Source organism: Alcaligenes faecalis (assembly GCF_009497775.1).
GTDB lineage: Bacteria > Pseudomonadota > Gammaproteobacteria > Burkholderiales > Burkholderiaceae_B > Alcaligenes > Alcaligenes faecalis_D.
Genome location: NZ_CP031012.1, coordinates 1,278,027 through 1,302,043 on the forward strand (window position 1 = coordinate 1,278,027; position 24,017 = coordinate 1,302,043).

Below are 24,017 nucleotides of genomic sequence, written 5' to 3' on the forward strand. Positions count from 1 at the left end.
ACATTGGCCTAACCCCTATCGGGGCGGGTATTGCGTACGGTCTCTGTGCTTTAGCGACGCGGGCTGGCAACTAGTTGCCACTAAGTGGTGCCAATGCAGGCTAGAACCTGCGGCTTGATCTATCTGGTGGCTCACCGGCAGCGTGTACTCCAGCCCGGCTCCATTCTTCTAGTGATTGCCTTCATAGGCCAAGAATAAGATTGGTGCTTGATCTGCTTCTTCTACCTGTATTTCTCCTCCCCTGATTCCCCCTGAAATTCCTACTCAGTTTCCTCTTTGCGCCGTAGAATACGAATAAATACTTTAGAGCTAAAGGAGTTGCCCGTGGGTGCAGAGACGGTAGTAGATGCGATTGTGGTTGGGGCAGGGCACAACGGCTTGGCGGCAGCGGTTGAACTGGCCAGCCGAGGCTGGAAGGTTCAGGTCGTGGAAGCCAAAAGCTCGGCAGGTGGTGCGGTCAGCACTCAGGAGTTGACCTTGCCAGGCTTCAAGCATGATGTATGCGCCATGAATCTGTCCTCCTTTGCGGGCTCTGCGTTTTTCCAGCGCCATAAGGATGCTTTGGGTCGCCATGGCCTGGCGTTTGTCCCCGCAGAGCATTGCTTTGCCAGCGTGTTCCGGGATCAAAGCTATCTGGGTGTCAGTACGGATCTGGAAACGACCTTGAAACGGATTCGAGCTGTCTCTGAAAAAGACGCTCAGGCTTGGCAAGCCATGCTGGATGACTTCCAGAGCAAGGCTCCTCACCTGTTTGCTGTGCTCGGCAGTCCTATGCCTTCCTGGGGCCTGATGAAAAGCGCTTGGAAGAGCTGGCGTGAGCTGGGCAAGGATGGCGTTGCAGAGCTGATGCAATTGCTGCTGGCGACGCCTCGTGACTTTCTGGACCGCCATTTCGAGAGTGACTCATTGAAAGCCATGATGGCCGCCTGGGGGCTGCATGTGGATTTCACACCGGACACAGCCGGCGGTGCCTTGTTCCCTTATCTGGAGTCCATGGCCAACCAGGCCTTCGGCATGGTGATCGGGCAGGGTGGTGCTGACACGATTATCCGTGCCATGACGAGCTTGCTGCAGGAGCTGGGTGGAGAGTTGCTGTTGAATGTTCCGGTGCAAACCATTGAGCAGGAGAATGGTCGAGCCAGTGGCGTTGTCCTGGCCGATGGCCGCCGCTTGAAAGCACGTAAGGCGGTGATCGCGAACCTGAATCCTCAGCTAGTCTTTGGTCGCCTGGTGCAGTCTGCTGCCGTTCCCAAGGATTATCAGAAGAAAGTAGATGCCTTCCGCCCCGGTTTGGGCACCATGATGATTCACCTGGCTTTGGACGGTCTACCCGACTGGAAAGCCGGTGCCGAGCTGCAGCGTTTCTCCTACGTACATCTGGCACCCGATATGGCCATGATGAGCCGTGTCTACGCCGAGGCCGCTGCAGGCTTGTTGCCTGCGGAGCCTGTGCTGGTGGTTGGACAAGGTACGGCTTTGGATCCTTCCCGTGCCCCAGAGGGCAAACACACCCTGTGGATTCAAGTGCGCGTGTTGCCTGCCCAGGTCAAGGGCGACGCTTCTGGCAAGATTGCTGCTGGTGATTGGTCGCAGCTTAAAGACGCGTATGCAGAGCGCGTCCTGGATCTGCTTGAAAGCTATGCACCAGGCTTGCGTAGGAAGATTCTGGCCCGCCACATCATGTCACCCCAGGATCTGGAGCAGTTCAATGCGAACTTGATTGGGGGTGACAACCTCTCGGGTAGCCACCACCTGGATCAGAACTTTTTCTTCCGCCCAGTTGCCGGTTACTCCAAATACAAGACGCCGATCAAGGATCTGTATTTGTGTGGCGCTTCGACCTGGCCAGGTGCAGGAACCGGGGCGGGATCGGGCTATATGCTGGCCAATCTGCTGGCGAAGTAAGCCAAAGAACTAGAGGCCATTCAGACGTTGCCGGGCATGTTCCAGGCGCAGCTGTTTGGCCTCCATCTCCTGAAGTTGCCGCCGTATCCCATCAATATGTTCTTTAGCGGCACGTCGGGCCAAGTCAGCTTGGCCTTGCGTGACGGCATTGCATAAGCGCGCATGCTGCCTGTCCAACCTGCGTTTGGAGTCATGGTCGGGGTACAGGTGCTGTACGGACACACGCACCGTAGACAACATCAAGTCGTTGAACAGACTGATCATGTGGACCAGCACCGGATTGTGAGAAGCCTCACAAATCGCCGCATGAAAAGCATGGTCAGCCCGCGCAACCTGTTCGGGTGCTGCGTCCTGCCTTTGCAGATCCTCCAGCTCCTGAAAACGTCGTCGTATCATGATGTGATCGGCTTCCGTCCCTCTGGCGGCGGCCAGTTGGGCAGCCTCGCTTTCCAGCAGCTCACGCACTTCCAGCAAGTCATACAGCGTGCGCCCCTGCGCTTGCAGCAGATGTTCCAGCGGCTTGCTGACGGCAGAGTCAATCAGGTTGGCGACGAAGGAGCCTTTGCCATGCCGGGTTTCAATCAAGCCGCGTACGCGCAGGATTTGCAGCCCTTCCCGCAGGGCAGAACGGGACACCGCCAGCCTTTGCGTCAGTTGCCGTTCGGACGGCAGAACTTGTCCCGGTTTCAGGACGCCATCCATGATAAAAGTTTCGATGCGTTGGGCAACCAGCTCGGCGGTGACTTCCAAACGCTTGGGCTCCTGCATTTTCATCTGTGGTCCGACCAGTTGTATGCTTATGGAAATGATAACAAGCTGATTATCTATCTGTCTGATTTATAAGTATAAAGATAAACCCTAATAGGCTCTTAGGGTAAAAACTGGTCGGACCAGTAGTCTGGTGGCTGGACAAGCCCGCCTGCATCAAAGACCATCCGTTTCAGGAGACTTTAAAAGACAGGAGGCGTCATGAGCTTGCGCTACGACGAAAAACTGGACGGCGTGCTGCCCCGCGTGGACAAGATGCAGCTACTTAGCCGTTTGCGTGATGATATTCCCGGCCTGGATGTGCTGCATACCGACGAGCAACTGCACCCCTATGAGTGTGATGGGCTGAGCGTGTATCGCAGCAAACCCTTGCTGGTGGTTTTGCCCCGTAATGTGGAGCAGGTACAGGCCGTGATGCGTTTGGCTCACGAAGTCGGCGTGCCGGTGGTGGCCCGTGGTGCGGGTACAGGTTTGTCGGGTGGTGCCATGCCGTTGGAACAGGGCATTTTGCTGGTGATGGCACGCTTGAACCAGATTCTGGATCTGGACCCTGTAGCCGGAATTGCCCGTGTTCAGCCTGGTGTGCGTAACATCGCGATCTCTCAGGCGGCTCAACCCTTTGGCTTGTATTACGCGCCGGACCCGTCTTCCCAGATTGCCTGTTCGATTGGTGGCAACGTAGCGGAAAACGCGGGTGGCGTGCACTGCCTGAAATATGGTCTGACCGTACACAATATCCTGCGTCTGGAAGTCATTACCGTCACAGGCGAACGACTGATCCTGGGCTCCGAAGCGCTGGATACCCCCGGCTTTGATCTGATGGCTCTGTTTACGGGTTCCGAAGGGATGCTGGGCGTCGTCACAGAAATTACCGTCAAGCTGCTGGCACGTCCGCCCTGTACGGTGGTGCTGCTGGCCAGCTTTGATGAAGTAGAAAAAGCAGCTGATGCCGTGGCGCAGATTATTGCCCAAGGCATTGTGCCGGCAGGGCTGGAAATGATGGATCAAATGTCCATCCGTGCGGCCGAGGACTTTATCCACGCAGGCTATCCGGTCGATGCACAAGCAATCTTGCTCTGCGAGATTGATGGTGCTTTGGAGGATGTGCAGGATGATGTGGCCCGCGTTGAGCAGGTGCTGTTCAAGGCAGGCGCGCAAGAAGTGCGTGTCGCTCGGGATGAACAGGAACGGCAGCGTTTCTGGGCTGGCCGTAAGAATGCCTTCCCTGCGGTGGGCCGGATTTCCCCTGACTATTACTGCATGGACGGCACCATTCCTCGTCGTCAGCTGGCATATGTACTGAAGAAAACCGCCGAGCTTTCCGAAGAGTACGGCCTGCGTGTCGCCAACGTATTTCATGCGGGCGACGGCAATATGCACCCCCTGATTCTGTTCGATGCCAATGAGCCCGGCGAGCTGGAACGTGCCGAAGCCTTGGGTGGCAAGATTTTGGAGTTGTGTGTGGAAGTAGGCGGCACAATTACCGGCGAACATGGAGTGGGCCGAGAAAAAATCAATCAGATGTGTGTGCAGTTCAACGAAGACGAGCTGCAGTTTTTCCACGCGATCAAAGCTGCCTTTGATCCCAAAACCATGCTGAATCCTGGCAAGAACATTCCTACTTTGCATCGCTGTGCAGAAATGGGCGGCATGCACATCCATCACGGGCAATTGCCTTTCCCAGAGTTGGAGCGCTTCTGATGAGTACCGTAGAACATAAGAATCAGGATCGCAGCGCTGAACTGCTGGAGCAGGTTCAGCAAGCCCTGGAGACTAAAACCCCATTGCGCCTGCAAGGCGGCAATACCAAAGCCTTTCTGGGCAAAGCCGTGCAAGGGCAGGAGCTGAGTCTGGCAGGCCATGAAGGTGTGGTCGATTACGATCCGGCGGAGCTGGTGGTAACGGTGCGTGCTGGGACGTCCTTGCAAGCCCTGGAAACGGTCTTGAACGAACAAGGCCAATGCCTGCCTTTTGAGCCTCCTTTGTTTGATGGCCGAGCCACTGTTGGCGGAGCCACCGCCTGTGGTCTGTCGGGGCCGCGTCGTCCCTGGGTAGGCTCATTACGAGACTATGTGCTGGGCTGTCGTTTGATCAGTGGCATGGGTACGCATATGCGCTTTGGTGGCCAGGTCATGAAGAACGTGGCTGGTTATGACGTGTCGCGACTGATGGTTGGTGCACAAGGCTCTTTGGGCGTGATTACCGAGGTGTCCTTCAAAGTCTTGCCCCGTCCACGTAGCCGCGCCAGTCTGGTTCTGGAGGTGGCTCAGCAGGAAATCGCAGGCTTATTGCGTAGCTGGCGTGATCAAAGCCGCCCCATTACGGGTGCAGCGTGGCAGGACGGGCGTTTGCATTTGCGTCTGGAAGGTGGCGATAGCTCGGTGCAATTGGCTCAGGAGCAAATCGGTGGGGAAGCCTTGGACTTGTCCTATTGGGATGATTTGTGCGAACAGCGCCTGGAGTTTTTCAAGCAGCCCGGCACCTTGTGGCGAATCGCCTTGCCAGTGGATGCTCCTGTACAAACATGGCCCGGCCAGATTCTGGTGGATTGGGGCGGGACGCAACTGTGGCTGAAATCCGATGCTCCTGCCGAGCAGATTCACGCGCAGGCTCAAGCCTTGAAAGGGCATGCCCGTTGCTGGTCCGGATCGGGCGCCGGGCAGGATGTCTTGCCCGAATCCTTGCTGATATGGCATCAGCGTTTGAAACAACAGCTGGACCCTGCTGCCATTTTTAATCCAGGTCGTCTCTTTCCTTCGGCGAAGTCCACATGCAAACACAACTGACACCATGGGCTCAGCAACTGCCGCAAGCCGAGCAAGCCCAGGCCATTTTGCGCTCCTGTGTGCATTGCGGGTTCTGCAATGCCACCTGTCCGACTTATCTGGATCAAGGCAATGAGCTGGATGGTCCCCGCGGTCGTATCTACCTGATCAAGATGTTCCTGGAGGGTAAGGCTACCTCGGAACTGACCCAACATCACCTGGACCGCTGCCTGAGCTGCCGTAACTGTGAAACCACCTGCCCGTCGGGGGTGAAATATCACAACTTGCTGGATATAGGCCGGGCCGCTTTGGAACCTAAAGTAAAGCGTCCTTTGAAGGACCGCGCCATGCGAGTCGCCTTGACGCAGATCCTGCCAGAGCCCGGTCGAGTCGGTGCCTTGCTGGGGGTCGCGCGAACCATGCGCCCCTTGCTGCCATCTTCTTTACAGGAAAAAATCCCGCCCAAGCACAATGAGGATTTGACGCGACCTGCACAGCGACACAGCAAACGAGTCCTGATGCTGGAAGGCTGTGTGCAGCCAGCCATGGCGCCTTCCATTAACGCCGCGACGGCCCGAGTGCTGGACCGCTTGGGCATCAGCGTGACGCCAATCGCTCAGGCAGGCTGCTGTGGCGCCTCGTCTTTTCACTTGGGTGCGCAAGAACAGGGCCTGGAGCAGGCGCGTCGCAATATCGACGCGTGGTGGCCGCAGATCGAACAAGGGGCGGTGGCGATTGTGCAGACCTCCAGCGGCTGCGGGGCCTTTGTGAAAGAGTACGTGGACCTATTCAGAAACGATCCGGTCTATGCCGAGCGCGCTCGCCGTGTCAGTGAACTGGCCAAGGATCTGGTGGAAGTGCTGGAGGAACAGCCTTTGGAGGAATGTCTGAACTCGCAAACCCGCCCACGCCTGGCTTTTCATTGTCCGTGTACTTTGCAGCATGCGCAAAAACTGGGTGGGCGAGTCGAAGCTGTGCTGACTCGTCTGGGTTTTGACCTGGGCGCTGTGCCGGATAGCCATTTGTGTTGCGGTTCGGCGGGTACTTATTCTTTGACTCAACCCGAGATCGCAGGACGCCTGCGGGATCGCAAGATGGATGCGCTGGAAAGCAGCAAGCCTGACCTGATTGTGACGGCCAATATGGCCTGCGGGAATCATTTGAATGGCGCAGGCCGGACCTCGGTCAAGCATTGGATTGAATTGGTGGATGAGTTTTTGAATTAAGCAGGAACTGTTGCCAGATGCTCAGGCTCAATAGAGTCTGAGCATTTTCTTCAAGTTGCAAAACCTGCATTCAGGCGAAATCTTTGTAGTTGGATACGCCGTTTCGTCCGTGCTTATGCACGTACAGATTTCCTGTTAGACACAAACAAATAGAGGGGGCATATGCCCCCTCTATTTGTTTTCCGCTTGGATGTCGATTTACGCTTCAGTCGCAAACCAAGGCTGCGGCACGCTGTTTTGAACCGTGATTGCCTTCAGCTCCGAATACATATTCAAGGTTTCGCGGCAGTGTTCTCGGCCTATGCCGCTTTCTTTCATGCCGCCAAATGGGGAGCCGCTGGTCAGGTTGAAGTAGCGGTTGATCCAGACGTTACCGGCTTGCAGGCGGTCTGCGGTTTCCATGGCGTTCTTCAGGTTTGAGGTGTAGATACCTGCCGCCAGTCCGTAGCACACGTCGTTGGCTTGCTCGATCATTTCATCCACATCGCTCCAGCGAATGACGGACAAGACCGGGCCAAAGATTTCTTCTTGTGCCACCCGCATGCGGTTATTGGTCTCCAGAATGGTGGGCTCGATGAAGTAGCCGTGCTCGTGTCCTTTGACGGTTACGCGTTGTCCGCCTGTCAGCACTTTGGCGCCTTCGTCTCGGCCTGTCTGGATGTATTTCAGGACCTTTTCACCTTGTGGGGCGTTGATCAGGCAGCTTAGCTGGGTGTTCTCGTCCGCAGGGTCACCGATACGGACACGGCGAGCGGCAGCCACCAGCTTGTCGACGAACTCGGTATAGATGGCATCGTGTACAAACAGGCGTGTGCCGGCCAGGCAGGATTGGCCATTGCAGTACAGGGCCGCAAACAGGGCGTTGTCGACCACGGCGTCCATATCGTCAATGTCCGGGAACACGATATTGGGGCTTTTGCCGCCCAGCTCCAGCGAAACAGGCACCAGTCGCTTGGCGCCTGCCTGGCTGATGATGCGGCCCACTTCCGGGCTGCCGGTAAAGGCCAGTTTGGCTACACCGGGGTGGGAAGTCAGCGCGGCACCCACTTCATCCCCAAAGCCGGTCAGCACGTTGATGAGCCCGGCCGGGAAAATCTCGTTGGCAATGCGGGCAAATTCCAGGGTGGACAGGCTGGCGTTCTCATCCGGTTTCAGGATGACGGCGTTGCCTGCGGCGATGGCAGGGGCTACTTTCAGGGCCACCATAATTGCCGGAACGTTCCAGGGGATGATCTGACCCACAACGCCTAGCGGTACGCGTTTGGCGATCAGGTAACCATCGGGGATAGGGCGGCCAAAGTCTTCATGCGCCACGATAGCGGCGGCAAAGTAGCGGTACTGTGCGACGGCAATGTGATAGTCGATCAGGACTTCTGAAACGCGACGACCTACGTCTTCGGCATCCAGCTGGGCCAAACGGGGGGCGGCCTGTTCCAGTGCATCAGCCAGGCGGTTCAGCAGCATGGCGCGGGCTTCATAAGCGGCTTGAGCCCATTCTTTTTGGGCCTGGCTGGCGGTTTGTACGGCCAGATCCACTTCCTTGGCTCCGCAGCGAGCCAGCTGGCCCAGCAGGCGTCCGGTAGAGGCATTGATGGCCTGAAAGGTTTCTTCGGCAAAGTAGGTTTTGCCGCCTATATAGGCAGGGTGGTTTTGAGGACTGTTCATGGCTCGATTCCTTGAGTGGTAGAAAAAGGACGTAGCAGCCTGGCATTGTTTTAAGGGCGGCTTGCGTGCTGTTCTCATAGTGCTTAGCGGCAAGACCTGCCGCTATCCAGAAACGGCCTTAGTAGCCAGATTGCGCAGGAAAGAGCCAAGGGAAATTCCTGATCCGGTGTGGCTTGGCGAGCCCTACAATTCATCGAGCCAAACGAATTTGTTTTAGCCATGAATACAGGAATGCCAGCCGATCCCTTCCGGACTCGGGATCTGGACGAGGCGATAGGTCAGGTCAGTCGCGTGTATGCGGCGCATGACTTGCGCTTGTCGCGTCGGGTTTCCCGTCCCTTTGATATGAGATTGGGTGTGCTGGATGCCCAGACCGCGGGCTGCGTGGTGAATCTGCGTTATGACGCGGATGTAATGGTGGATGCGGCAGACTTGCCGGGCCTATACCTGATCATGACTTGCATGGCGGGGCAGGGAAGTGTGCGGCAAGGGAGCAGCGAATCTGCCTGGGCGTCGGGCATTACCTTGCCGGTTTCGGCCAATGTGCGGACTGACTTTCATTTTGGCGAAGGCTTTGATCAACTGTCTTTTCGGCCTGATGTGCAGGTGCTGAGCAAACTGTGCAGCGACTGGCTGGGTCGACCCTTGGAGTGCCCGGTGCGTTTTCGCCTGAGCCCTTTCAGTACCGAGCTGTCAGCGGCCTGGAATCAGGCGGTGCAGATGCTGGTGGTGGCTGACAAGATATCCTTGCAGCCAGCGGTGCAGGCTTCCTTGAGCGAGTTTCTGCACGGCATGTTGCTGAATGGCCATCCTCATAATTTCAGCGAAGCTTTGCGCAGTCCGGGCATGTCCTTGTCTCGCGCCATGGTGGCGCGGGCAGAAGACTATATTTACGAGCACTGTGAGAACACCCTGACCGTGGGAGAGGTGGCCGCGGCAACCGGCGTGAGTGTGCGTAGTCTGCAAGCCAGTTTCCGGGAACTGGCCCTGGGTTCCCCCGTGCAACGTATGCGGGATATTCGTTTGCAGCGAGTGCGGGCCAGCCTGGAGCAAAGAGAAGGCAGTGTGACCGAAGTGGCGCTGCGCTTTGGCTTCTTTCACTTGGGACGATTCAGTGCCCAGTATCAGCAGATGTTTGGAGAGCGGCCTGCGACGACTCTGGCGCGGGCGCGACAGCGGATGAGCTTGTTGTCATAGCTCCGGTTACAGGCTGGGTTTCTATCGCAGCTCACGTACCTTGCAGCGGGTCTTTCCCAGTTCGTCTTCGCGGCATGACGTGGCGGCGGTGCCGTCAGCATCAAAATAAATCCCCATACTCTCTTTCTTGTTGTCGGGCGGGCCGAAACGGTTGGCCGGGTTCTTGTTCTGTTCCCGCTGGGGCAGGCGGTTGCGCTCCAGTTGTTGCTCGCGAGCCGCTTGGCGTGCTTTTTCCTCATTGTTCATCGCCTTTTGGAAGTTTCGGCTGAACTCCGAGTCCTTGGCTGAATCTCTGGGGGGAGTTGGCGAGGGACTCGCTTCGCGTGGCATGACGGAATTCGAGCGCAGCTTTTTAAGATCTTCCGTGGTAACGGAAAAGTCGGGAGAAGCCGCGTGGCTGACAACGGTGAGGAGACTGAGCAAGCCAAGAGCAATGGGGTTCAGGTATTTGTGCATCAGAATTTACTCGGCGTGGATGAGGTTTGATTATCTATCGGCTGGCAGATATTTCATGGTTTTTTCGTCTGCATTCTATACAGAGGGTTTGCAAGAGCACAAACAGAGCACAAACGGAAACAGGGTGAACCAGGTGCGTGCGGCTTGGTTGGATACCGCCAAGCCTTGCAGGAGGCCGATTCAATAGAATGATGTCATGAACCTAAACGCTCAGACGTTTAATGTGGTTTTTGAAAATGGGGTTGGGGAAACGCATTGAGCGCCGCAGCGACGTAACATATGCAGTGTATTCAGATAACAAGGTAGGGAGGAGAGGAAATGAGCGGGCAGAAACAAGGTCACCGTGCGTTTTTTTTAATACGAACAGTCGCCACATCACTAGTGCTATGTATGGGAAGTGCGGCGGCCAATGCTGCGGCAGTCACGTTTTCCCACAAGGATTGGGACCTGAGCTGCGATAACACGCTAACTTGCCGTGCAGCCGGTTACTCTGCCGATGGTGAAGAGCTGGGGTCAACGGTGTTATTGACTCGTAAAGCGGGCAGTGGAGAGCCGGTGGCAAATAGAGTCATGCTTGCGCACTATAGTGATGCCGAGTGGCAACAAGGCTCCGCACCGGAACTTGTTATTGCGGGCCGTAAAGCAGGTCCGCTGAGTTTTGCGAGTGACGAGGCATGGGAAATGAACGAAGCGCAGTTCACCCAGTTTTTGACAGCCTTGAAAAAAGATCAGGCCATTTCCTTTCGTGAGAATGGCAGAACCTATGCGTTTTCGGGGGCGGGTTCAAGTGCCGTCTTGCTGAAAATGGACGACGTTCAAGGGCGTGTAAATACGCCAGGGGCTATTTTGCGTAAAGGAAAGGGCAGCGAGTCTTCGGTAAAAGCGCCTATTGCTGCGCCGGTCATCAACCGTGCCCCGGTAGAGGATAAAAGCTTGCGCCCCATGACAGTGCAAGAGGACGCCTTGATACGGCCTGTGCTGTTGAAGGTGCTGGCCGCTGAGGAAGAACAATCCTGCAGTGATGACATATTGTCTGAGCCATGGGGAATAGCACGATTGAATCAGCAGTTCTCCCTGGTGGGCGCGCCATGTTGGCTAGCTGCGTACAACGGCGGGTCAGCCTATTTTGTTATCAAGAACAATGTGCAGTCTGATCCGGTGTTAGTGAGTACGGGCGCTACTGATTACGATAATGGAACCATTTCGTCCAGCATGAAGGGCCGTGGGCTGGGTGATTGCTGGAGCTATGAAGCATCAGTCTGGAATGGAACCAGTTTTGTTGAAAGTGAACGCGGTGACACCGGGCGCTGCGCTCTGATTCGAGCTGGAGGCGCCTGGAATATTCCGGAGCATGTCAGCCAGATCGTCGGGCCGTGAGGCTGTATAAGGAAAAGTGATCAGATGCTTCCCTGCCAGGGAAGCTAAACCATTGATTCGATTAAATTATTGATTATTTTATTTCAATGGTTTTAGATTAGCTGGTGCCGATGAAAGGAATCGAACCCTCGACCTTCTCATTACGAATGAGCTGCTCTACCGACTGAGCTACATCGGCTAACCTAAGACGATAAGTATATCCTGTTTTTTTCGGGTTTGTAAATTCTGCGCGCGCATTTAGGGCGTGGCGTGCTATGTTGGGCGTTTTCAGCCTGTGAAGGGGACGATGATGCTGGGGATCAAGATCAGTTTGGTGGTAGCGGCTTTCTTGCCTTGGTTGGCGGCGATCTGTGCCAAAGCCGGTGGGGCGGGCTTTACGAATCATGAGCCTCGTCCTTGGCTGGCCAGCCTGTCGGGTTGGCGTGGTCGGGCCAATGCGGCGCAGGCCAATGCGTTTGAGGCTCTGCCTTTCTTTTACGCGGCTGTCTTGCTGGCCCTGTGGTCGGGGGCGGACGCCTTGCGCGTGCAAAGCCTGATGATTTCCTGGATTGTGCTGCGCGTGCTGTATTTGCTGATGTACATAATGGACAAGGCCACGTTGCGCTCGCTGGTGTGGTTCCTGGCTTTGGTCGTCAATATCTGGATTGTGTTTTTGCCTGTGCTGCGCACTTGATGCAATGAAAAAGGGCCTGTTCGGTGCTTTTGATCAAGCATGGAACAGGCTCTTGGATTTGATGTTTGGAACATCAGCAGGTCAGCCTTAAAGCTGGCCTGTTTTTATTTGCTGGTGCTTTCTTGGTCTTCCGCTTCCACACGGGCGCTGACGGCCGAGGGGAACAGGTCCCAGCAGGCAATGAACATGGCGGCGATCAGCGGGCCAATCACAAAGCCATTCAGGCCGAAAATCGACAAACCGCCCAGGGTGGAAATCAGGATCACGTAGTCCGGGATCTTGGTGTCTTTACCCACCAGCAGGGGGCGCAGCAGGTTGTCTACCAGGCCAATCACCAAAATACCGAAGGCAGTCAGGATGATGCCGGGGACGTAGTGCCCCGAGACAAAGAAGTAGATGGCAACCGGCGCCCAGATCAGCGAGGCTCCTACAGCTGGCAGCAAGGACAGCACGGCCATCAGCACACCCCAGAACAGGGCGCCTTGAATGTCCAGGAACCAGAACATGACCCCGCCCAGCGCACCTTGAGTCGCTGCCACAGCGATATTGCCTTTGACGGTGGCGCGTACCACGGTGGTGAACTTGCGGAACAGGTGGGTTTTCTGGTTCTCGCTCAGGGGGATCAATTGACGGTAGTGACGGCCCAGCTCCACGCCATCGCGCAGCAGGAAGAACAGCATGTACAGCATGATGCCCAGGCTGACCAGGAACTGGAAGGTGTTCTGGCCTACGTTCAGGGCTTGTTTGGTCAGGAACTGGCCGCCTTGAACAGCAAATTCAGAGAACTTCTCTTGCAGGGAGGCAAAGTCATGCAGGCCAAAACGAGCGGCAAAATCCGTCACGCTAGGAGGCAGCGCATTCAGTATTTTTTGCAGGTAGGCACCAGGATTCAGTTGTCCGCTATTCATCAAATCGTACAGAGAGGCGATTTGTTGAACCAGGGAAATGGAAATCAGGATGACCGGAATAATCACGATCAGAATAATGACCAGCAAACTGATCAGGGCAGAGAGAGAGCGCCGGCCTTTGGTTTTAGCCAGCAGCTTGCGTTGCAAGGGGGCAAACAAAATAGCCAGAACGGCACCCCAGAATACGGCGCCATAAAAGGGAAGAAGTATCCAGACAAAGGCAGCGGATACAGCGGCCAGCAAAAGCAAAAAAGTATGGAATTGTAGATTTGGCCGGGTCGACATGGAATTTTTCCATTAGCGTGAATTTGAGCCGATTGTAAGGGGGAATCCTTACTATGGGCGTGAATCTTGGTATCTGTTTATTGAGTTTCTGTCAGCTTTAAAACACGCCTGTTTGACAGTTTCTTGTCATATGAGTTTTACGCCTCAAGTAGGGCGTAGGCCCCACCGTGTCAGGCTTTGGGCTCGCGAGCCATCTGCAAATAATGACTGGTGCGCCAGACGTGCTGGCTGCTGCGTTCGAACCAGCGGTGGGTGTCCGTGATGCGCAAGGTGCGCGAGACATCATCATGGCCTTGCGGCGCGGCCAGAAGCTGGCTGCGAACGGCGCTTAACAGCTCGGCCAGAGCCTGGGCTCTGGCTTGTACTTGCTCCAGCCAGTCTGCCGGGGCTTGCCCGTGCAGGCCTTGCTGCGCCAAGGTATTCAGCTCTGTGGCCAGAGTCTGGGCTTGCTGGTAACGACTGTCATGCAGGTCCGTGCTGGGCTGATGCTGCAATCGGCTGCGCAGGCGCTGCATGTGGTCAATGGTGTGCAGGAGCGCGCTGATACGGGCGGCAACCGCAGGATCATCGGCGGCGCTGGGGATGCGCAAGACAAATTCGTAGGCTTGATCCAGCACGGTCTCAATTTGCTGCAGGTCGGCCGCAGCGGTACTGGGGCGGCTCATGTTCAGGCTGTGCTGATACAGGTTCAGCAGGCGCTGAGCCAGTTCTTCCAACGTGCGCTGTGTGGTTTCCAGGGCCAGGGCTGGTACTTGCAGCAAGCTGTCGTCCAGATGGTGTTGGGGGCGGGCAGAGCGATCCGGCACCAGCCGTTGCACCCAGCGGGCAAACTGCTGGGTAAAGGGCAGGCACAAGGCCGCCCCCAGGCCAATGAACAGGCTGTGAAAGGCCGCCAGTCCTAATGCGCCGGGAGGAACGTTGATGTACGAGCCGGTGGCGTACATGGCTTTCAGGAACAAGGGCAGGATCAGCAGCCCCAATAAACCCGCAATGACGTTGAAGAGGATGTAGGCAATGGCTGTGCGTTTGGCGTAAATGGTGCCGCCGATGGCAACCAGCACACCGGTCAGGGTGGTGCCTATGGATGCGCCTACGACAATGGCTGCAGCCTGATCAAAGCTGACGGCACCGGCATCCAATGCGGTCAGGGTCATGGCGATAGCGGCAGTCGAGGATTGCAGCACGGCGGTCAGGGCCAGGCCGGTCAGCATGATCAGCAAATGTGCGCCATAGCCACCTGTAGGCATGTGGGCCAGACTGAAATTGGCGGCCAGCCCCTGCATGCCTTCCTGCAGCATGCCCAGCCCCAGAAATAGTGTGCCAAAACCGGCCAGGGCGCGGCCCAGCTCCTTGTGTCGACCGGGGGCCAGCAGTTTGAGCAGGGCGCCCAAGCCAATCAAGGGCAGGGTGTAAAAGCCCAGATTCACTTTCAGCCCCAGGCCGGAGATGATCCAGCCAGTAGCGGTATTGCCCAGACTGGCACCAATGACCACACCGATGGCTTGTGTAAAGGAAATCAGGCCTGCACTGACAAAACCAATCAGCGTGACGGTAGTGGCGGTAGAGGATTGGGCCAGGGCGGTAATCAGTGCGCCGGATGCAAAGGCCTTGATGGGTCTGCCGGTAAACGCCAGCAGGATCTGCTTGAGAGAGCCACCCGCAAAAGCCACCAGCCCTTCGGATAGCAGCATCATGCCAATCAGGAAAAGGCCAAGCCCCCCTAAAAAGGGGAAAAGAGTATCAAGCATATAAGAGTGCGAGCAGCGAAATAATCGGCAGGTCCCGGCGAGAAAAGCCGAGATGGAAAGTAGGATGGTGCATTATCGCCAGATACGCAGCCTATGGAGTGAAATACTTGAATGTTGCAAACAGGGCGTTTATGGAAGCGTATGTTGCAAACGCAGCGGCCATTCTTTTTTTTGTGTATAAGAGCGCTTGGATTTCTATCGCAAAAGGGAGGGTAATGTGGATTTTCGTAAAAGCGTGAAGCTGGCCGCAGGGGCCATGCTGCTGGGCGGCATGATGGCTGGCCAGGCACAGGCGGTGCAAATGTGGCATTCCGATACGGTCTTTGCGAATCAGGGAATGTGCGCTGCGAACTTTACCTTTGATTCCCAAATGGAGCCGGTTCAGGAACTGAAGGTCCATATTCAGGTACTGAGCAAGAAAAACAATAAGCTGGTGGCTGAGGATGTGATCGAGGTGGATGATTTTGGCAGTTCCAGTGCTGATCGCTATGCCACGGGTTATTGGCATGACGAAATCGCTTGCGATCAGAATTTGCGAGTGGTGGTGACGGGAGCGACAGCGGTGATGAATGGCGAGCGTGTTGATTTGCTGGCCAAGGACCTGCTGGATGTGCAGAATTTTGTTCCGTATGAGATCAGCATCACGCCTGCAGGAGCAAAGTAGACGATCCTGGATAGGGGTTGCCTGCAAAGCCTCTTGAGCAATCAAGAGGCTTTTTTCATGGCGCCAGACGTAGAAAAGCCCAGCTACTTGCGTAGCTGGGCTTTTGTATTTTTGGCTCCCCGACCAGGGCTCGAACCTGGGACCTGCGGATTAACAGTCCGTCGCTCTACCGACTGAGCTATCGGGGACCAGCAAAGAAAATAATTATAGGGTAAAGCTATCGAGATTGTAAAGAGGTATTTTATGAGAAATGTATTTTCACATACGCAAAACTGGATGCGGCCTTGGCAATAGGCGTAAATCCTGATTTTTTCGTTGGGAACATACCGTCTGGTCAATAAGGTCCATGTGCCTTGTTTGTAGCAAATGGTTGCAAGCCTTTTGTTTATTGGCTTTGCGCCCATTTAGCCCGTTTTTTGCTGAATTCTCTGTAGGTGAAAAACTAGGGAAAATGCGTATGAAACCCAGCAAACACGCCGTATCCGGTTTATTGACATCAATATTGTTTATGTCTGAAATATAAATGCTTGCAGTATATGTGTCTCAACTATCAAGCCCCTTTCATCCCTGTTTCAGGGCTGATCGGTTGAGCAGTTTTGCTTCAAGAAATAGGAGGGAGTGCAGGGGTTTGGCGTCGGGAAATCAGCTTTTCAGGCGGTGGGGCCCAGCACTTGATCAAGAGCCGGACAACGATAAGAAATCCGGCATTCAGACGTTTACAGAGAACAGAGAACATGAAAAAAACTATCTTGGCAGCCTTGTTGATGCCTGTATTGGCGGTTCCCGCATACGCTGCATCGAACGTGACTTTGTACGGCGTGGTTGATACCGGCCTGGGCTACGAGCAGTGGAAAGGGAGTGACCTGAAAGGCGGCGCAGAAAAACAAAGCCGTTTTGGTCTGTACGATCAGGGTTGGATGGGTAACCGCTGGGGCCTGATGGGCAGCGAAGATCTGGGCGGCGGTCTGAAAGCCAACTTCATGCTGGAAAGCGGCTTTGATCTGAGCGATGGCAATATGCGCCAGAATCGCTTGTTTGGTCGTCAAGCCACCTTGGGCCTGAGTGGCGATTCCTGGGGCCGTGTGGATCTGGGCCGTCAAACCACCGTGACTTCCATGTATGTCGCCGGTGTAGCCAGCCCCTTTGGCGGTAACGGCTATCAGTACGGCGTGGGTGCTGCATTTGATGCAGCCAATACGGTTCGTTACGACAATATGGTCGCCTACCAGACTCCCGAATTCTCCGGCTTCCAGTTCGGTGCGGGCTACTCCTTCAACACCAATGGCACCCAAAAGTGGGATCGCAGCGGTTTGACTGGCAATGCCATCAATAGCGATGACGCTAACGTGAAAGCCTTCAGCGTTGCCATGCGCTATACCGATGGTCCTTTGAAAGCAGCCTTGAGCTTTGATCAGGCCCGTTATGGTTCGGCTCGTGAGCAAGGCGGCAACCTGGTTGCAGCTGAAAGCGGCAATGTCAGTGCCTGGAGCCTGGCAGCCAGCTACAAATTCAGCTTTGCCACCGTGCACGCTGCCTTTGGTCAAAGCCGCAATGGTTATATCGGCGGCTCCCTGCAAACCGAACAGTTTGGCCCTGGCATGCACAAAGACCTGAAGGTCAACTCTTACGCCCTGGGCGTGACGGTTCCTACCGGCAAGGCTGGCTCGGTTCTGGCTTCCTGGACCATGGCTGACCCACGTTCCACTCCACGCAGCACCGATGATGCCAAGACCCAGCACGTATTTAGCGCTGGCTACCTGCACAACCTGTCCAAGCGCACCAATCTGTACGCGATTGGCTCCTACGCTCGCAACATCGGCTACTACAGCGATCTGAAGAGCACGGTTGCCACGGTCGGTATCACGCACCGTTTCTGATCTTTCTGACTGATTCTGCCAGTTCCGGGTCGACGTAGTGCGTTAGCAGCGGCGGCATCGTCCCGGACAGGGGCTAGGTCAGGGGAAAAGAGCCACAGCGGGGCTGCATCAACATGCAGTCCCGCTGTCTTTTTTAGGCTGAGGGATTTTGTTTGTCCAAATGTTAATGGCGCCGTTTCTTCGTGATGGGATAGACGCGTTTTGCAGGGACAAAAAAATCAGCCCAAAGCAAATGCTATGGGCTGATTTCGATGGTTTTCTTGGCTCCCCGACCAGGGCTCGAACCTGGGACCTGCGGATTAACAGTCCGTCGCTCTACCGACTGAGCTATCGGGGACCAGAGAAAAAGAATATAGCATGTATTTTGAAGAATGTGCAAGTTTTCATAGAGGGAAAGCACAAAAGTTTTGGCCTGTGGGCGCTGTTTTCGGGGGCGGGCAGGCTAAGTCCTTGTCTTTGTTGAAGTAGTCGGCTTGCTGGCGTTTCTTGCGCGGTGCTTTGTTTTTTCTGTGCCTTGACGCTTTGTGCCGCCATTGGCTGCAACGCTGGCAGGGTCAACGTGGCCGCTGTCAGAAGCAAAGAGTAGAATCGACGACTTGTTGACTCTTTTTCCGCCGGGGCCAGCAGCTATTGTGCTGACAGCGTCGCCCTGCAAAGTGATGAATTCCCATGCAAGCTAGTCAAAGCCCCAGTGCGCAGCGCAGTTCCTTTTTAATTGGACTGGCCTTGTCGGGGGGCGGCTCCATTCTTTTCTCCGCCAAAGCGGTGGTTGCCAAGCTGACCTACCAATACGATGTCAATGCCTTGACCGTTATTGGCTTCCGAATGCTCTTGTCCCTGCCTTTCTTTCTGGCCATTGCTCTATGGCAGGTCAGGAAAGTACGCCAGGGCAAGCTGGCTGCACTGACAGGACGTCAGAAGCTGGAGCTGGTGGTGCTGGGCTTTCTGGGCTATTACCTGGCCAGCTTGCTGGACTTTATCGGGCTTGAATATATTTCGGCCGGGCTGGAACGGCTGATTCTGTTCCTGTCGCCTACCTTTGTGCTGATACTTTCCGCTGTCTTCCTGAAACGACGGATTCTGCCCAAGCAATGGCTGGCCTTGGCGCTGGCCTATCTTGGGGTAGGGCTGGTCTTTGTGCAGGACTTGAGCCTGACCGGCGATGATGTGCTGCTGGGCGCGTTCTGTGTGCTGGGTTCAGCCATTTCCTATGCTGTTTACTTGATTGGCTCGGGCGAGCTGCTCAAGGCAATTGGCTCTACACGGCTGGTGGCTTATGCCATGTCGTTCTCGGCGGTCTACACCCTGATTCACTTTTTCGCCGTGCTGGGTTGGCAGGGGCTGGTGCAGCCTGCGCCGGTCTATGGCTTGTCCATGATTCACGCCGTCTGTAATACGGTTTTGCCGACCTTTATGACCATGTGGGCGGTGGAGCGTGTGGGTGCGCCCATGAGTGCGCAAATGGGCTTGATTGGTCCGGTCTCGGTCCTGTTTCTGGCGAACTGGTTTCTGCATGAACCGATTACGCTCATGCAATTGCTGGGTACAGCCTTTGTACTTAGCGGCGCGATGGTCTTGAGCCGCCGCTAAGTTCCCGCGCAGGCTGGCTTACTTGCCGTTGTTGGCCAGCCGTTTTTCGATTTCGTCGCGGTGCACGTCGTAGGTGGTGAAGCCGGCCAGGTTCTCCGGCATGTTCAGCTTGTCCCGATGGATCAGTGTCTGGCGAATATCATCCAGACCACTGCGCCAGTGCTCGCGCATGGTCATGCGGCCAAACTGATAGTCCTTGTAGTGCTGCTCGTAGGGCTGGTTGCGGTAAATCAGGTGCACCACGTTGTAGCGCTTGTTGCTGGCCAGTTCTTCGGCCAGACGGCAAGGCAGCAGGTCTTTGCGTTGATCTTCGGGGATCAGGGCAAGCAGCTCCGACAGGATATGGCGCATGTACTGCGAATGACGCATGTCCTCGGTCACCATACGGGTACGGCTGGAGTAGCGGATCTCGTTCAGGCGGTCGCTGACTTCACCCATATTGTTGGGCACCGGGCCACGCGCACTCCACAAATCCACTTGAAAGACCAGGGTGTCCCGGCGGGGGGACTGGTCCAGCACATAAGACAGTGGCGTATTGGAAACCAGACCACCGTCCCAGTAATACTGACCATCAATTTCCACAGGCGCAAAAGCCGGGGGCAGGGCGCCTGATGCCATGAAGTGCTCGGCGCGCAAGGTGGTGCGATGGTTGTCAAAGTAAACAAAGTTGCCCGTGCCTACGTTGACCGCGCCTACCGAGATGCGCTGACGCTTGTCGTTGATGCGATCAAAGTCACATAGGCGCTCCAGCGTGTCTTTCAGGGCGCTGGTGTCGTAATAGCTGGCCCCTTCAGGCACGCCCGGTGTGGCTTGCATCGGAGGGGGGAAGCGGGGGCGGAAAAAGCCGCGCTGTCCCAGGACCAGCGCATTGCTGGCATTGAAGGCGCTGATGGCCTCACGCATCACATCGTTGATACCAAAGAGTGCACGCTCCAGGCAGGCCGGGCCGGACCAGCCGTAGTAGGGCTCGCAAATGGTGTTCCAGAATTCCCGCAGGCGCTCTACCTGCCGCTCGGGGGGATTGCCCGCAATAATCGCGGTGTTCAAGGCCCCGATCGAGATCCCGGACAAACAATCAGGTTCGATTCCTGCTTCCAGCAAACCTTCATACACACCGGCTTGATAGGCTCCCAAAGCGCCGCCACCTTGCAATACCAGGGCTACGGTTTCGTAGGGTGGCAAATAAGAGGGGCGGGCAAAAGCGGGGACATCTTGCGCTTGTGGCGTAGGAACAGTGTTCATGGCATCACTCGGTTCAAGAGGTGGGCAGGAGAGCGGGACTTATGATCCCTTCTGGTTGTGCTGCACTGCAGCAAGAATAACATTGCTGCGGGTGTCAACCATCATCAGAATGCAAACTTGCGTCAATTTTCAGATGCGGATGAACCGGACTCCGGGTTGTGCAAATGTTCCGCAAAGGCGCTTAACACCTGGCTGCGGTAGCGTTCCTTGTGCAGGACCAGAGACAGGCGACGCTTCAAATCCAGAAAGGGAGTATCCAGGATGCGTAGTCGCTGATTGGCAACAGCATCCAGGGTGGCCGCTTGTGGCAGGCAGGCCAGGCCCAGCCCGGCGATGACGGCCTGCTTGATGGCTTCCACCTGACCCAGCTCCATCAGCACGTGCCCACCGGGCAGCACATTCAAGGCTTGTTCGGTCAGCGCTCGGGAGGCCGAGCCACGCTCGCGCATGATCCAGCTCATGCCCGCAAAGTCCTGTTTTTCCAGGGTGGCCTTGGTAGCCAGCGGGTGATCGGGGGCGGCGCAGACGACCAGCGCATCTTCACGCCAGATCCAGGTTTCCAGTTGCGGATGGTTGACCGGGCCTTCCACGCAGGCAATGTCGCAGCCGTGTTCCAGCAACTGATTGATGATGTTGGCTGTGTTGTCTACCGACACATGCAGGGACACGCGTGGGTGCTGGCGTACAAACTGCCCCACCAGATCCCCGATCAGATAGTTGCCCACGGTATTGCTGGCCCCGATGCGGATCTCGCCGCGCAGTTCGCTTTCTTCCTGCTGGCTTTGCATCTCCCGCAGGCGCTCCAGAATTTCGCGGGCGTGCGGCAGCAATTGCTTGCCACGGCTGGTCAGCTGCATGCGCCCTGGCGTGCGTTCAAACAGGGGGCAATCCAGCTGCTTTTCCAGTTCGGCCAAGGCCATGCTGGCGGCGGGTTGGGACAAGTGAATCTCGGCTGCGCAAGCGCGCACGGTGCCCAAAGTGGCAATGCCGACAAACACTTCCAGTTGTCTGATGCTGATCGCATTCATGATAAATAAAATTGATACTTACGATAAGTAATAATGAATTTTTTAATACTCGGGGTCAACCTAAAATTACTTTTACTTATTACATATCTGGGACAACGAGATGAGCAGTGTGACCGATTTACCAGCAGGAAGCACAGCCCTGAAAGCACAGGGCAAATCGGGTTTCTCTCTGAAGCCGTCGCGTTTGTGGGGTTTTTTACTGGCGGTAGCCGTGGGTGTTGCCGCGATGGGCCTGGGTAAAGTGTGGCCTTTGATTGGCGGCCCGGTTTTTGCGATTGTCCTGGGGATGGTACTGCGTAACAGCATGGGCGTGGCTACGGTGTTTCAGCCTGGTCTGCGTTTTTCGTCCAAGGTGTTGTTGCAGTGGTCGATTATTGGCCTGGGTTTTGGTTTGAGCCTGCCGCAAGTGATGCGTACCGGCATGGATTCCCTGGCCGTCACCTTGGTGACGCTGACAGTGGCTTTTGTGACGGCGCTGGTGCTGGGCCGGGCCCTGGGGATTCCTTCCAAGCTGCGTACCTTGATCGGGGTAGGGACAGCGATTTGTGGTGGTTCGGCTATTGCAGCGGTCACGCCCATTCTGAAGCCTGAAGAGCATGAAACGGCCCTGGCGATTTCCACCATCTTTATCTTCAATATTGTGGCCGTGCTGATTTTCCCCGTGGCCGGTCACATGATGAATATGTCTGACGCCGGTTTTGGGGTGTGGGCGGGAACGGCGATCAACGATACCTCGTCGGTGGTGGCAGCGGGTTACAGCTACAGCCGTCAGGCCGGTGACCACGCCACCATCGTCAAGCTGACTCGTGCAACCTTGATCATCCCGATTTGCCTGATTCTGGCAGGTCTGGAAGTGTGGCGTTCGCGTCAGGCTGGTCGGGATTTTGACCTGATGCGTGTGTTCCCTTGGTTCATCGTCTGGTTCATGGTGGCCTCGGCTCTGCGCTCGCTGGGCTGGGTGCCGGTGGAATGGTTGGAGCCGCTGCGTTTCCTGGCCGAGTTCCTGATGGTGCTGGCTTTGGCTGCCATCGGTTTGTCTTCAGACTTGCGTGTGATGGCCCGAGCAGGTGTGCGTCCTGCCTTGCTGGGATTGGGAGTCTGGATCGCGGTGGCTGTGAGTAGTTTGCTGGTACAGCGCTGGATAGGTGTCTGGTAAGACAGGCATGTAAAAAGCCCCTGACAGTGGAAGATGGCTTCCACTGTCAGGGGCTTTTTTATTGGGGCTACGGGTTTAGACGAACCAGGAAGCCGGGCTGCGGTTCAGCGCTACGCCCACAATATAGGCAAAGATGGCAATCGCAATCAGTGCCGCCACGCCGCGGCTGAAAGCAGTTTTACCGCGCTTGATGGCATAGCTGCCCACTACGATATAGACCACCAGCAGCACAATCTTGGTCAGCAGCCAGGGCTGATTGGCCGCAGCGCCCAACATCCCGGCCAGCGCCAGACCACAGACCAGCAAGACGGTATCGATGACATGTGGGGTAATGCGCACAAAGCGATTCTGCAAACAGGATGAGCCGGACACTGACCAGAAGGCCCGAATAATGAAAAACAAAATGCTCAGCCCGGCGGCTGTCATGTGCAAGTGCTTGAGGGCCATGTAAGTCATGCCAGTTATTTCCTTCTGAATTTCAGGGTGCAGAAAAAGGCAGTATACGCAGGCTGGGGCTTAAAAGTTTTTCTGCGTCCGGGCCTGTGTCTGCCTGGACGCAAAAAACAGCCATATTTACAGTTGATTGACGGGCAGTTTCAGATAGACCTGACCATTGCTTTCTGGTTCGGGAAAGTGTCCCGCCCGGATATTGACCTGAATGGAGGGCAGGATCAGGCGCGGCATGCCCAGGGTTTTATCGCGTGCGGTGCGGCGTTCGCAAAACTGCTCCTGGCTGATGCCATCGTGCACATGGATATTGCCGTCTTTCTGTTCCTGAACCGTGCAGTGGGACTTGGGCTCCCGTCCTTCAGGCGGGTAGTCGTGACACATGAACAAGACAGTCTCTGCGGGCAAAGCCAGCAGGCGCTGGATGGATTCATAGAGCTGGCTGGCGCTGCCACCCGGAAAGTCGCAACGGGCAGTACCGACATCGGGCAAGAACAAGGTGTCGCCCACAAATACGCCCAAGCCTTGAACGTGATAGGCCATATCGGCCGGTGTGTGGCCGGGTACGTGCAGGGCGTGTACCTGAAGGGCACCGATCTGGAACTGCTCCTGATCCTTGAACAGCGTATCGAAAGGGGTGCCGTTGGCCTGGATTTCGGCCTCTATATTAAAGATGCGGCTGAAGGTGGACTGCACTTGCTTGATGTGTTCGCCAATGGCGATTTTTCCGCCTACTTGTTCCTGCAGCCAGACGGCAGCGGACAAATGGTCCGCATGGGCGTGGGTTTCCAGAATCCACTGCACTTCCAGCTGATGCTGGCGCACAAAATCCACGACCTTCTGGGCCGATACGGTGCTGCTGCGGCCAGAGGCGGCGTCGTAGTCCAGCACCGAGTCGATGATGGCGCATTCGCGTTGACCTTGGGCATAGACCACGTAGGTGAATGTGGCCGTGTCCGTGTGAAAGAAGCTGGCGACCTGGGCTTGGAGCATGTCAGACCTCTTGTTACTTATAAGATATGAAAAGATATTATATAATA

General features: G+C 55.9%; 20 protein-coding genes and 3 tRNA genes. 11 read left to right on the forward strand and 12 right to left on the reverse strand.

All coding sequences use genetic code 11. The annotated features are described in order from the left end of the window. Positions 1 to 324 precede the first annotated feature (324 nt). Positions 325 to 1,905 carry a phytoene desaturase family protein gene (locus DUD43_RS05810; RefSeq protein WP_153229508.1) on the forward strand — a complete coding sequence of 527 codons (1,581 nt, stop codon included), beginning with the start codon at positions 325 to 327 and terminating at the stop codon, positions 1,903 to 1,905. Positions 1,906 to 1,914: 9 nt separating this feature from the next. Here the strand turns inward: DUD43_RS05810 and glcC are convergent, their stop codons facing one another. Continuing rightward, positions 1,915 to 2,679 (reverse strand): transcriptional regulator GlcC, encoded by a 765-nt coding sequence (gene glcC, locus DUD43_RS05815; protein WP_153229509.1) that lies wholly within the window; start codon positions 2,677 to 2,679, stop codon positions 1,915 to 1,917. A 195-nt stretch (positions 2,680 to 2,874) separates the two neighbouring features. Here glcC and glcD point away from each other — a divergent pair, with 195 nt between their 5' ends. Genes glcD through glcF form a run of 3 tightly spaced genes read left to right on the forward strand, consistent with a single transcriptional unit; the run spans position 2,875 to position 6,664 of the window. Continuing rightward, a complete protein-coding gene (gene glcD / locus DUD43_RS05820; RefSeq protein ID WP_153229510.1) occupies positions 2,875 to 4,374 on the forward strand; it encodes a glycolate oxidase subunit GlcD in 1,500 nt (499 codons plus the stop codon). After that, a complete protein-coding gene (glcE, locus tag DUD43_RS05825; RefSeq protein ID WP_153229511.1) occupies positions 4,374 to 5,459 on the forward strand; it encodes a glycolate oxidase subunit GlcE in 1,086 nt (361 codons plus the stop codon). Before glcD ends, glcE begins: the two co-directional genes overlap by 1 nt. Next, positions 5,444 to 6,664, forward strand: a complete 1,221-nt coding sequence (glcF, locus tag DUD43_RS05830; RefSeq protein WP_153229512.1) for a glycolate oxidase subunit GlcF — start codon at positions 5,444 to 5,446, stop codon at positions 6,662 to 6,664. Before glcE ends, glcF begins: the two co-directional genes overlap by 16 nt. 198 nt (positions 6,665 to 6,862) lie before the next feature. On the opposite strand, the gene DUD43_RS05835 is transcribed toward glcF, so the two are convergent. Next, positions 6,863 to 8,329, reverse strand: a complete 1,467-nt coding sequence (locus DUD43_RS05835; protein WP_153229513.1) for an aldehyde dehydrogenase family protein — start codon at positions 8,327 to 8,329, stop codon at positions 6,863 to 6,865. A gap of 219 nt (positions 8,330 to 8,548) precedes the next feature. On the opposite strand from DUD43_RS05835, the gene DUD43_RS05840 reads away from it, so the two are divergent. Further along, the gene (locus DUD43_RS05840; RefSeq protein WP_153229514.1) at positions 8,549 to 9,526 is read left to right on the forward strand and encodes an AraC family transcriptional regulator; all 978 of its coding nucleotides are present in this window, start codon (positions 8,549 to 8,551) and stop codon (positions 9,524 to 9,526) included. A gap of 21 nt (positions 9,527 to 9,547) precedes the next feature. Here the strand turns inward: DUD43_RS05840 and DUD43_RS05845 are convergent, their stop codons facing one another. Beyond that, a complete protein-coding gene (locus DUD43_RS05845) occupies positions 9,548 to 9,982 on the reverse strand; it encodes a hypothetical protein (RefSeq protein WP_153229515.1) in 435 nt (144 codons plus the stop codon). A gap of 318 nt (positions 9,983 to 10,300) precedes the next feature. Here DUD43_RS05845 and DUD43_RS05850 point away from each other — a divergent pair, with 318 nt between their 5' ends. Beyond that, positions 10,301 to 11,359 (forward strand): DUF1176 domain-containing protein, encoded by a 1,059-nt coding sequence (locus DUD43_RS05850; protein WP_194273445.1) that lies wholly within the window; start codon positions 10,301 to 10,303, stop codon positions 11,357 to 11,359. A gap of 102 nt (positions 11,360 to 11,461) precedes the next feature. On the opposite strand, the gene DUD43_RS05855 is transcribed toward DUD43_RS05850, so the two are convergent. Continuing rightward, positions 11,462 to 11,537, reverse strand: a tRNA-Thr gene (locus DUD43_RS05855). Between the two features lie 111 nt (positions 11,538 to 11,648). Here DUD43_RS05855 and DUD43_RS05860 point away from each other — a divergent pair. After that, entirely contained in the window at positions 11,649 to 12,032 is a 384-nt protein-coding gene (locus DUD43_RS05860) for an MAPEG family protein (RefSeq protein WP_194273500.1), read from the forward strand. 104 nt (positions 12,033 to 12,136) lie between these two features. Here DUD43_RS05860 and DUD43_RS05865 read toward each other — a convergent pair whose 3' ends face one another. Next, positions 12,137 to 13,225: an AI-2E family transporter gene (locus DUD43_RS05865; protein WP_153229517.1), complete on the reverse strand. Its 1,089-nt coding sequence runs from the start codon at positions 13,223 to 13,225 to the stop codon at positions 12,137 to 12,139. Between the two features lie 170 nt (positions 13,226 to 13,395). Then, positions 13,396 to 14,973, reverse strand: a complete 1,578-nt coding sequence (locus DUD43_RS05870) for a Na/Pi cotransporter family protein (protein ID WP_194273446.1) — start codon at positions 14,971 to 14,973, stop codon at positions 13,396 to 13,398. Positions 14,974 to 15,190: 217 nt separating this feature from the next. On the opposite strand from DUD43_RS05870, the gene DUD43_RS05875 reads away from it, so the two are divergent. After that, a complete protein-coding gene (locus tag DUD43_RS05875) occupies positions 15,191 to 15,637 on the forward strand; it encodes an IrmA family protein (protein ID WP_153229518.1) in 447 nt (148 codons plus the stop codon). Positions 15,638 to 15,749: 112 nt separating this feature from the next. On the opposite strand, the gene DUD43_RS05880 is transcribed toward DUD43_RS05875, so the two are convergent. Further along, positions 15,750 to 15,825, reverse strand: a tRNA-Asn gene (locus tag DUD43_RS05880). Between the two features lie 546 nt (positions 15,826 to 16,371). Between DUD43_RS05880 and DUD43_RS05885 the strand changes: the two genes are divergently transcribed. Continuing rightward, positions 16,372 to 17,514: a porin gene (locus DUD43_RS05885; RefSeq protein WP_153229519.1), complete on the forward strand. Its 1,143-nt coding sequence runs from the start codon at positions 16,372 to 16,374 to the stop codon at positions 17,512 to 17,514. A 261-nt stretch (positions 17,515 to 17,775) separates the two neighbouring features. On the opposite strand, the gene DUD43_RS05890 is transcribed toward DUD43_RS05885, so the two are convergent. Beyond that, positions 17,776 to 17,851, reverse strand: a tRNA-Asn gene (locus tag DUD43_RS05890). 332 nt (positions 17,852 to 18,183) lie between these two features. Here DUD43_RS05890 and DUD43_RS05895 point away from each other — a divergent pair. After that, complete coding sequence (locus DUD43_RS05895; RefSeq protein ID WP_153229520.1) at positions 18,184 to 19,104, forward strand: DMT family transporter; 921 nt, start codon at positions 18,184 to 18,186, stop codon at positions 19,102 to 19,104. Positions 19,105 to 19,122: 18 nt separating this feature from the next. Here DUD43_RS05895 and DUD43_RS05900 read toward each other — a convergent pair whose 3' ends face one another. After that, entirely contained in the window at positions 19,123 to 20,346 is a 1,224-nt protein-coding gene (locus tag DUD43_RS05900) for a DUF3734 domain-containing protein (RefSeq protein WP_153229521.1), read from the reverse strand. A gap of 122 nt (positions 20,347 to 20,468) precedes the next feature. Beyond that, a complete protein-coding gene (locus DUD43_RS05905) occupies positions 20,469 to 21,374 on the reverse strand; it encodes a LysR family transcriptional regulator (protein ID WP_153229522.1) in 906 nt (301 codons plus the stop codon). 100 nt (positions 21,375 to 21,474) lie between these two features. On the opposite strand from DUD43_RS05905, the gene DUD43_RS05910 reads away from it, so the two are divergent. Then, complete coding sequence (locus DUD43_RS05910; RefSeq protein WP_153229523.1) at positions 21,475 to 22,530, forward strand: YeiH family protein; 1,056 nt, start codon at positions 21,475 to 21,477, stop codon at positions 22,528 to 22,530. A gap of 75 nt (positions 22,531 to 22,605) precedes the next feature. Here DUD43_RS05910 and DUD43_RS05915 read toward each other — a convergent pair whose 3' ends face one another. Both DUD43_RS05915 and DUD43_RS05920 read right to left on the reverse strand, forming a co-directional pair. Then, complete coding sequence (locus tag DUD43_RS05915) at positions 22,606 to 22,986, reverse strand: SirB2 family protein (RefSeq protein WP_153229524.1); 381 nt, start codon at positions 22,984 to 22,986, stop codon at positions 22,606 to 22,608. 117 nt (positions 22,987 to 23,103) lie between these two features. Further along, on the reverse strand, positions 23,104 to 23,970 hold the full coding sequence (locus DUD43_RS05920) for an MBL fold metallo-hydrolase (protein WP_153229525.1): 867 nt from the start codon (positions 23,968 to 23,970) through the stop codon (positions 23,104 to 23,106). Between the last annotated feature and the right edge of the window lie 47 nt (positions 23,971 to 24,017).

What these genes read in the sequence shown, in the direction of transcription:
- DUD43_RS05845 (WP_153229515.1), bottom strand. Translation starts at nt 9,982, where the DNA reads ATGCACAAATACCTGAACCCCATTGCTCTTGGCTTGCTCAGTCTCCTC.
- DUD43_RS05895 (WP_153229520.1), top strand. Translation starts at nt 18,184, where the DNA reads ATGCAAGCTAGTCAAAGCCCCAGTGCGCAGCGCAGTTCCTTTTTAATT.
- DUD43_RS05835 (WP_153229513.1), bottom strand. Translation starts at nt 8,329, where the DNA reads ATGAACAGTCCTCAAAACCACCCTGCCTATATAGGCGGCAAAACCTAC.
- DUD43_RS05870 (WP_194273446.1), bottom strand. Translation starts at nt 14,973, where the DNA reads ATGCTTGATACTCTTTTCCCCTTTTTAGGGGGGCTTGGCCTTTTCCTG.
- DUD43_RS05920 (WP_153229525.1), bottom strand. Translation starts at nt 23,970, where the DNA reads ATGCTCCAAGCCCAGGTCGCCAGCTTCTTTCACACGGACACGGCCACA.
- glcD (WP_153229510.1), top strand. Translation starts at nt 2,875, where the DNA reads ATGAGCTTGCGCTACGACGAAAAACTGGACGGCGTGCTGCCCCGCGTG.
- DUD43_RS05885 (WP_153229519.1), top strand. Translation starts at nt 16,372, where the DNA reads ATGAAAAAAACTATCTTGGCAGCCTTGTTGATGCCTGTATTGGCGGTT.
- DUD43_RS05865 (WP_153229517.1), bottom strand. Translation starts at nt 13,225, where the DNA reads ATGTCGACCCGGCCAAATCTACAATTCCATACTTTTTTGCTTTTGCTG.
- DUD43_RS05860 (WP_194273500.1), top strand. Translation starts at nt 11,649, where the DNA reads ATGCTGGGGATCAAGATCAGTTTGGTGGTAGCGGCTTTCTTGCCTTGG.
- DUD43_RS05905 (WP_153229522.1), bottom strand. Translation starts at nt 21,374, where the DNA reads ATGAATGCGATCAGCATCAGACAACTGGAAGTGTTTGTCGGCATTGCC.
- DUD43_RS05840 (WP_153229514.1), top strand. Translation starts at nt 8,549, where the DNA reads ATGAATACAGGAATGCCAGCCGATCCCTTCCGGACTCGGGATCTGGAC.
- glcC (WP_153229509.1), bottom strand. Translation starts at nt 2,679, where the DNA reads ATGAAAATGCAGGAGCCCAAGCGTTTGGAAGTCACCGCCGAGCTGGTT.
- DUD43_RS05900 (WP_153229521.1), bottom strand. Translation starts at nt 20,346, where the DNA reads ATGAACACTGTTCCTACGCCACAAGCGCAAGATGTCCCCGCTTTTGCC.
- glcE (WP_153229511.1), top strand. Translation starts at nt 4,374, where the DNA reads ATGAGTACCGTAGAACATAAGAATCAGGATCGCAGCGCTGAACTGCTG.
- DUD43_RS05850 (WP_194273445.1), top strand. Translation starts at nt 10,301, where the DNA reads ATGAGCGGGCAGAAACAAGGTCACCGTGCGTTTTTTTTAATACGAACA.
- DUD43_RS05915 (WP_153229524.1), bottom strand. Translation starts at nt 22,986, where the DNA reads ATGACTTACATGGCCCTCAAGCACTTGCACATGACAGCCGCCGGGCTG.
- DUD43_RS05910 (WP_153229523.1), top strand. Translation starts at nt 21,475, where the DNA reads ATGAGCAGTGTGACCGATTTACCAGCAGGAAGCACAGCCCTGAAAGCA.
- glcF (WP_153229512.1), top strand. Translation starts at nt 5,444, where the DNA reads ATGCAAACACAACTGACACCATGGGCTCAGCAACTGCCGCAAGCCGAG.